At 45.5% G+C, this 6735-nt stretch carries 8 protein-coding genes; all 8 read left to right on the top strand.

The features are described 5' to 3' along the window. The first annotated feature begins 88 nt into the window (after nt 1-88). The 8 genes from HMPREF9442_RS11795 to tpx all read left to right on the top strand — a co-directional run bounded on the left by HMPREF9442_RS11795 (nt 89) and on the right by tpx (nt 6557). On the top strand, nt 89-1267 hold the full coding sequence (locus HMPREF9442_RS11795; protein WP_008628865.1) for a sensor histidine kinase: 1179 nt from the start codon (nt 89-91) through the stop codon (nt 1265-1267). Between the two features lie 64 nt (nt 1268-1331). Continuing rightward, on the top strand, nt 1332-1892 hold the full coding sequence (locus HMPREF9442_RS11790) for a YceD family protein (RefSeq protein WP_008628863.1): 561 nt from the start codon (nt 1332-1334) through the stop codon (nt 1890-1892). A gap of 12 nt (nt 1893-1904) precedes the next feature. Beyond that, entirely contained in the window at nt 1905-2090 is a 186-nt protein-coding gene (gene rpmF / locus HMPREF9442_RS15975; protein WP_008622359.1) for a 50S ribosomal protein L32, read from the top strand. A 73-nt stretch (nt 2091-2163) separates the two neighbouring features. Next, nucleotides 2164-3168 carry a beta-ketoacyl-ACP synthase III gene (locus tag HMPREF9442_RS11785; RefSeq protein WP_008628861.1) on the top strand — a complete coding sequence of 335 codons (1005 nt, stop codon included), beginning with the start codon at nt 2164-2166 and terminating at the stop codon, nt 3166-3168. A 98-nt stretch (nt 3169-3266) separates the two neighbouring features. After that, a complete protein-coding gene (gene era, locus HMPREF9442_RS11780) occupies nt 3267-4151 on the top strand; it encodes a GTPase Era (RefSeq protein ID WP_008628857.1) in 885 nt (294 codons plus the stop codon). Between the two features lie 33 nt (nt 4152-4184). Further along, nucleotides 4185-5498 (top strand): ribosome biogenesis GTPase Der, encoded by a 1314-nt coding sequence (der, locus tag HMPREF9442_RS11775; RefSeq protein ID WP_008628856.1) that lies wholly within the window; start codon nt 4185-4187, stop codon nt 5496-5498. Then, on the top strand, nt 5498-5884 hold the full coding sequence (locus HMPREF9442_RS11770; RefSeq protein WP_008628855.1) for a nuclear transport factor 2 family protein: 387 nt from the start codon (nt 5498-5500) through the stop codon (nt 5882-5884). Before der ends, HMPREF9442_RS11770 begins: the two co-directional genes overlap by 1 nt. A 163-nt stretch (nt 5885-6047) precedes the next feature. Then, on the top strand, nt 6048-6557 hold the full coding sequence (gene tpx, locus HMPREF9442_RS11765) for a thiol peroxidase (protein WP_008628854.1): 510 nt from the start codon (nt 6048-6050) through the stop codon (nt 6555-6557). The last annotated feature ends 178 nt before the right edge of the window (nt 6558-6735 follow it).

Here is a 6735-nt window from a genome sequence, read left to right as displayed (position 1 = left end):
CGGTGTTACATTGAATTTGGATGTAACAATGATGCAATAAAAAGGAGGATTGCACGTTTTGGGAAAGGAGTATAGAAAGTTAAATGTTATGCAGTGGTATGACCGGATAAGGCAGGTTAAGTTTTTGTTAGTAGCCACGGCCATCGTGATAGCCGTGGGTTCTCTCATTATATCCAACTATTTAGTACGTGATTTGGCTTTGGGTGAACACCAAAACATGGAAGTATGGGCGGAAGCCATGCGAACACTGAACAATGCGGATGAAAACACCGATGTCACCTTGGTTTTGAAGGTTTTGAATGGAAATAATACCATTCCGGTTATTGTGCAGTATAAATCAGGAGAAATACACAGCTATCGGAATTTGTCATTAAAAGCAAGTAATGCTGCCGACAGTACGAGAGAAGTAAAGCAAATGGCAGAAGACATGCGGCAGGGAGGCCGGGTGATTCGTATTTATCTGAATGAAGGGGCTTCTCAAGGCGTTGATGGTGATTTTATGGAAATCTGTTACGATGATTCCATTATGTTGAAACGGTTGTCTTCCTATCCTTATATACAGTTGGGGGTAGTTCTTATTTTTGTCATAGTGGCTATTTTTGCTTTGTTGAGTTCCAAAAAGGCAGAGCAGAATAAAGTTTGGGTGGGTTTGTCCAAAGAGACAGCCCATCAGTTAGGGACCCCGATATCTTCGTTAATGGCATGGGTAGAGATTTTAAAAGAGACTTATCCCCATGATGAGCTTATCCCGGAGATGGACAAAGATGTGAAACGATTGGAAATGATAGCCGAACGTTTTTCTAAAATAGGTTCTTTACCGGAACCCCGTGAGGAATTGTTGGGCACAGTGCTTGAACACGTGATAGATTATATTTCTCGCCGTACATCCAATAAAGTGTCTATCCGTTGCCTGTTGCCGGAATATCCGTTGAAGGCTTATATGTGTGCTCCGCTTTTCGAGTGGGTGATAGAGAATCTTTGTAAGAATGCGATAGATGCGATGGGAGGACAAGGATGTATCACGGTAACAGCTTTTGAAGATGCGGGGAAAGTGGTTGTTGAAGTTACAGATACTGGGAAAGGTATTTCGAAAAATCATTTCCAGACGGTCTTTAGTCCCGGTTTTACGACCAAGAAAAGAGGTTGGGGGTTGGGTTTATCCTTAGCCAAACGTATAGTGGAAGAATATCACAAAGGACGTATTTTTGTGAAACGTTCGGAAGTCGGTGTGGGGACAACCTTTAGAGTGGAGTTGAAAAAGTATTAAAAAGAGCGTTTTTTGTGCTTTCTATTGTGTGCCATCGCTTATTTTTTGTAAATTTGCAACCCAAATGGATGTACTTGACAGTTATAAGATTGATTTGAAGAACATGCGGACTGATGTCGCTGAATATCAGTTTGCATTGAATGATGCATTCTTTGAAGCTGTGGAAGGGACTTTAGTGAAGAGGGGTAAGGCAGACGCAGACCTGAAGATAAGAGAAAGCGGGGGAGCTTATGTTTTTACCTTTCATATTAAAGGAACGGTACATGTGCCGTGCGACCGGTGTCTTGACGATATGGACGTGGAGATAGAGACGGAACGTATGCTTACCGTAAAGTTAGGGGATGAGTATGCGGACGAAGGGGATATGATGATACTACCATACGAAGATGCCATATTGAATGTCGCATGGATTATTTACGAATTTATTGTGCTAGAAGTTCCGCTCACACACGTGCATGAACCTGGACATTGCAATGTGGAAATGATGGAGGCATTGGCGGCACATTTGGTGACTTCGTCTGAGAACCCAGATGGTTCCGAGGACGAGAAAGGCGCGGATGAAGAAAGTGGCAAACCGGTAGATTCGCGTTGGGATAAATTGAAAAAAATATTGGATAATAATTAAATACTTAAGAAAATGGCACATCCTAAAAGAAGACAGTCAAAAACGAGAACCCGTAAGAGAAGAACTCATGATAAGGCCGTAGCGCCTACATTGGCAGTTTGCCCGAATTGCGGTGCATTCCACATTTATCACACTGTGTGCCCCACTTGTGGCTATTACAGAGGTAAGGTGGCTATCGTGAAAGAAGCAGCTGTTTAATCGTCAGTGAGGAAGATATAGCCAGAGAGCATCCGTGTTCTCCGGCTACTTTTTTTAGAAAGCAGAATTAAGAATGGAAAAAATAAATGCGGTAATCACCGGTATCGGCGGTTACGTTCCGGAATATGTCTTGAACAACGACGAGTTGTCGCGAATGGTTGATACAAACGATGAGTGGATCATGACTCGTATCGGCGTAAAGGAAAGACGTATTTTAAATGAAGAAGGTTTGGGTACGAGCTATATGGCCCGTAAAGCAGCGAAACAGTTACTGCAGAAAACGGGAGTAAATCCTGAAGACATTGATTGTGTGATTGTTTCTACTTCTACTCAGGATTATCATTTCCCCTCTGTGGCTTCTATTGTCATTGGCAAGTTGGGGTTGACGAATGCTTTTGCATACGACTTGCAGGCAGCTTGCAGCGGATTCCTTTTCGCCATGGATACGGCTTCCGCTTTGATTCAGAGCGGCCGTTATAAGAAGATTATTGTTATCGGTGCAGACAAAATGTCTTCAATTGTCGATTATACAGACCGTGCGACTTGTCCGATTTTTGGAGATGGAGCTGCTGCCGTATTGGTTGAACCTACTACGGAAGACTTGGGTTGGAAGGACTCCTATTTGCGTACGGATGGCAAGGGGTTGCCGTTCTTGTGCATGAAAGCGGGCGGTTCCGCTTGCCCTCCTTCGTATTTTACCATAGACCACCGCTTGCATTATCTCCATCAGGAAGGACGTACGGTGTTTAAGTTTGCCGTCACTAACATGAGCGACGCTTCGGCCTTGGTGGCCGAACGTAACGGATTGACCAAGGACAATATTGCTTGGGTCATTCCCCATCAGGCTAATGTACGCATTATCGAGGCTGTAGCACACCGTTTGGAGTTGCCGATGGAAAAAGTAATGCTTAACATCCAACGTTACGGTAATACAAGTGCAGCTACTTTGCCTTTGGCTTTGTGGGATTACGAACAGCAGTTGAAGAAGGGAGACAATTTGATTTTTACCGCTTTCGGTGCCGGATTCACATGGGGAGCCGCTTATATGAAATGGGGCTATGACGGAGCTGGTAAATAAGTGATAAAAGGGAAACCTTCAAAAAAAGAAACATCATAAAAAAGAACGCATCCGTTTATAGATGCGTTCTTTTTATTCAAAGAAAAAACGGAACAATTATGGCGCATAAAGCAGGTTTTGTGAATATCGTAGGTAATCCGAATGTCGGCAAGTCCACATTGATGAATCTTCTGGTTGGAGAGCGTATTTCTATTGCAACTTTTAAGGCACAGACTACGCGCCATCGTATCATGGGGATTTTGAATACGGAAGACATGCAGATTTGTTTTTCCGACACCCCCGGTGTCTTGAAGCCCAATTACAAGTTGCAAGAGTCTATGTTGAACTTCTCGGAATCAGCTTTGCAAGACGCCGATGTGCTGTTGTACGTGACGGATATGGTGGAGACCCCCGATAAGAATGGAGACTTCTTGGAGAAAGTGTCCAAGATGGATGTTCCCGTGTTGGTGCTTATCAATAAAATCGATGTGAGTAACCAACAGGAACTGACTTCTAAGGTGGAAGCTTGGCATGCCGTCCTGCCCAAGGCCGAAATCATACCTATTTCAGCTTTGTGCAAGTTTAACATAGATACGGTGTTGAATCGCATCAAGGATCTTTTGCCGGATTCCCCTCCATATTTCGGCAAGGACCAGTGGACCGATAAACCGGCCCGTTTTTTCGTGACTGAAATTATCCGTGAAAAGATTCTGTTATATTACGATAAAGAGATTCCGTATTCTGTGGAAGTCGTAGTGGAACGGTTCAAAGAAGCGGCGAAATCCATTCATATCAATGCCGTTATTTACGTGGAACGCGAGTCGCAGAAGGGTATCATCATAGGCCATCGGGGAGTGGCATTAAAGAAAGTTTCCACAGAAGCCCGGAAGTCTTTGGAGAAATTCTTCGGTAAGAGCATTTATCTGGAGACTTTTGTGAAGGTGGATAAGGATTGGAGAAGTTCGGAACGGGCTTTGAAAAGTTTTGGATATAATTTAGATTAATAATCAGGCTGTGAAGCCGAAATTCGATAAATTATGGGAAATATAGTGGCAATAGTCGGACGCCCGAATGTGGGTAAGTCTACTCTTTTTAATCGTTTGACCCAGACACGTCATGCGATTGTCAGTGATGAAGCCGGTACGACGCGCGACCGCCAGTATGGGAAGTCGGAGTGGACGGGATGTGAGTTCTCAGTGATAGACACCGGCGGTTGGGTGGTGAACTCGGATGATATATTTGAGGAAGAAATCCGCAAGCAAGTGACGTTGGCGACGGAAGAAGCCGATGTGGTGCTGTTTTTGGTGGATGTCCGGAACGGTGTGACGGATCTGGACGAAGCCGTGGCCAATATCTTGCGGCGTACCAAAAAGCCGGTTATCCTTGTGGCCAACAAGGCCGATACGAATGAATGGATATATAGTGCCGCAGAGTTTTACGCTTTGGGGTTGGGCGACCCCTATTGTATTTCGGCGGCAACCGGAAGCGGTACGGGGGAATTGTTGGACCAGATTGTCTCAAAATTCCCTAAAACTATTGATGACGAAACGGATGAGAATATCCCCCGTTTTGCCGTTGTGGGTCGTCCGAATGTCGGAAAGTCCAGTTTGATTAATGCGTTCATCGGAGAGGAACGTAACATCGTGACCGATATCGCCGGGACTACCCGGGATTCCATTTATACCCGTTACACTAAGTTCGGGTTTGATTTCTATTTGGTCGATACGGCTGGTATCCGCCGTAAGAACAAGGTGACGGAAGATTTGGAATATTATTCCGTCATGCGTTCCATCCGGGCCATTGAGAATTCCGATGTCTGCATTCTGATGCTGGATGCGGAGCGTGGCATAGAAGCCCAGGACTTGAACATATTCCAATTGATACAACGGAACAACAAAAGTTTGGTTGTGGTGGTCAATAAATGGGATTTGGTAGAAGAGAAAAACACGGTAGTCATGAACGAATATGAATATGCCATCCGCAACCGCATGGCACCGTTCGATGATTTTCCGATTATATTTGCTTCCGCTTTGACGAAACAACGCATTTTCAAGGTGCTTGAGACAGCCAAGGAGGTTTACCAGAACCGGAAGAAACGCGTTCCTACGTCAAAGTTGAATGAAGAGATGCTACCGCTGATAGAGGCTTATCCGCCCCCTTCCATCAAAGGCAAATACATCAAGATCAAGTATTGCATGCAATTGCCGGATACGCAAATTCCCTCTTTTGTGTTCTATGCCAATTTGCCGCAATATGTGAAAGAACCCTACCGTCGTTTCCTGGAAAACAAGATACGCGAACGTTGGGACTTCAGCGGTACTCCTATTAATATCTTTATGCGGCAGAAGTAATGAGGAAAATCATTCCCCTATGGATGGCCTTTTTAGGACTTTCCCTATGGGTTTCGTGTGGTAAAAGCGATAAAAGCGAGGTAAGCCGGGCGGCCGAGACCTATTACAATTATTTGATAGAGGGAAAATATGAAGATTATGTCCGCTCTATCGCTTATAGCGACAGCATGACGGACTCCTATCGCAGCCAGATGGTCGATCTTGTGGCCCAGTATGCCGTCCGTGAGAAGGAACGTAGGGGCGGGTTGGCTTCCGTCCGGGCATTAGGAGATACGGTTTCTGGAGATGTCGCCAGCGTTTTTCTGGAAGTGCTGTTCAGAGACAGCACGCGTGAAGAAATCGCTTTGCCGATGGTCCGATGCGGAGAGGAATGGAAGATGCAGTAATCAGTATGAAATAGTTTCAGTCAGTTAAAGATTCCTGAAAAAGGGATAATTAACTGACTGAAATGTTTTAATGGAAATCTTTTGTGTATATTTGTAACATAGCCTTAGGGCTATCCGATAGGTGCCTGTTGCACGTCGGGATACTAAACAATAAAAGAGAACTATGAAACAGTTTGAAACCGTGACATTTAAAGGAACAGCAGTACATACCAACGGGGTGATGCCCCAAAAAGGAGAGGCGGCTCCCGACTTTACGGCTGTGGCCGGTGATTTGAGCGAATTGTCTTTGGGCAGCCTTAAAGGCAAGCGCGTGGTATTGAATATTTTTCCAAGTCTGGACACTTCCGTATGCGCCACGTCTGTGCGCAAGTTCAATGTGAAAGTGGCTCATTTGGAGAATGTGCAGGTGTTGGCCGTGTCCATGGATTTGCCTTTTGCACAAGGACGCTTTTGTACGACCGAAGGCATTGAGAACGTGAAGCCCGTATCTTTGTTCCGCAGCAAGGACTTTGCCGGGAATTACGGGCTGATGATGGTGGACGGACCCTTGGCCGGATTGGCGGCGCGGGCCGTAATCGTTGTGGACGAAAACGGAAAGGTGGTATATGCCCAGTTGGTTCCGGAAATAACGGAAGAGCCGGATTATGACGCAGCCTTGTCGGCATTGAAATAAACCGGTTTGCCAGTCGCAAAAATGAATATGGAAGATGTCGCTTGTGGGGCATCTTCCATTTTTTTATCGTTCCACCACTCTGTACCGGTTGCCGTAATGCGTGTGCACTTTCTGCACCCCTTCGGCCACGAGGGCCTGGGCAAGTTTCGGCAGCGTCACGCCTGCCATCGCCCCGGGT

The sequence above is a fragment of the Paraprevotella xylaniphila YIT 11841 genome (assembly GCF_000205165.1).
GTDB classification, from domain to species: Bacteria; Bacteroidota; Bacteroidia; order Bacteroidales; family Bacteroidaceae; genus Paraprevotella; species Paraprevotella xylaniphila.
This window is presented reverse-complemented; position numbering and strand designations above follow the sequence as displayed.

Excerpts from the sequence above, each read along its gene's own strand:
- HMPREF9442_RS11795 (WP_008628865.1), top strand. The coding sequence starts at position 89 with ATGCAGTGGTATGACCGGATAAGGCAGGTTAAGTTTTTGTTAGTAGCC.
- HMPREF9442_RS11790 (WP_008628863.1), top strand. The coding sequence starts at position 1,332 with ATGGATGTACTTGACAGTTATAAGATTGATTTGAAGAACATGCGGACT.
- rpmF (WP_008622359.1), top strand. The coding sequence starts at position 1,905 with ATGGCACATCCTAAAAGAAGACAGTCAAAAACGAGAACCCGTAAGAGA.
- HMPREF9442_RS11785 (WP_008628861.1), top strand. The coding sequence starts at position 2,164 with ATGGAAAAAATAAATGCGGTAATCACCGGTATCGGCGGTTACGTTCCG.
- era (WP_008628857.1), top strand. The coding sequence starts at position 3,267 with ATGGCGCATAAAGCAGGTTTTGTGAATATCGTAGGTAATCCGAATGTC.
- der (WP_008628856.1), top strand. The coding sequence starts at position 4,185 with ATGGGAAATATAGTGGCAATAGTCGGACGCCCGAATGTGGGTAAGTCT.
- HMPREF9442_RS11770 (WP_008628855.1), top strand. The coding sequence starts at position 5,498 with ATGAGGAAAATCATTCCCCTATGGATGGCCTTTTTAGGACTTTCCCTA.
- tpx (WP_008628854.1), top strand. The coding sequence starts at position 6,048 with ATGAAACAGTTTGAAACCGTGACATTTAAAGGAACAGCAGTACATACC.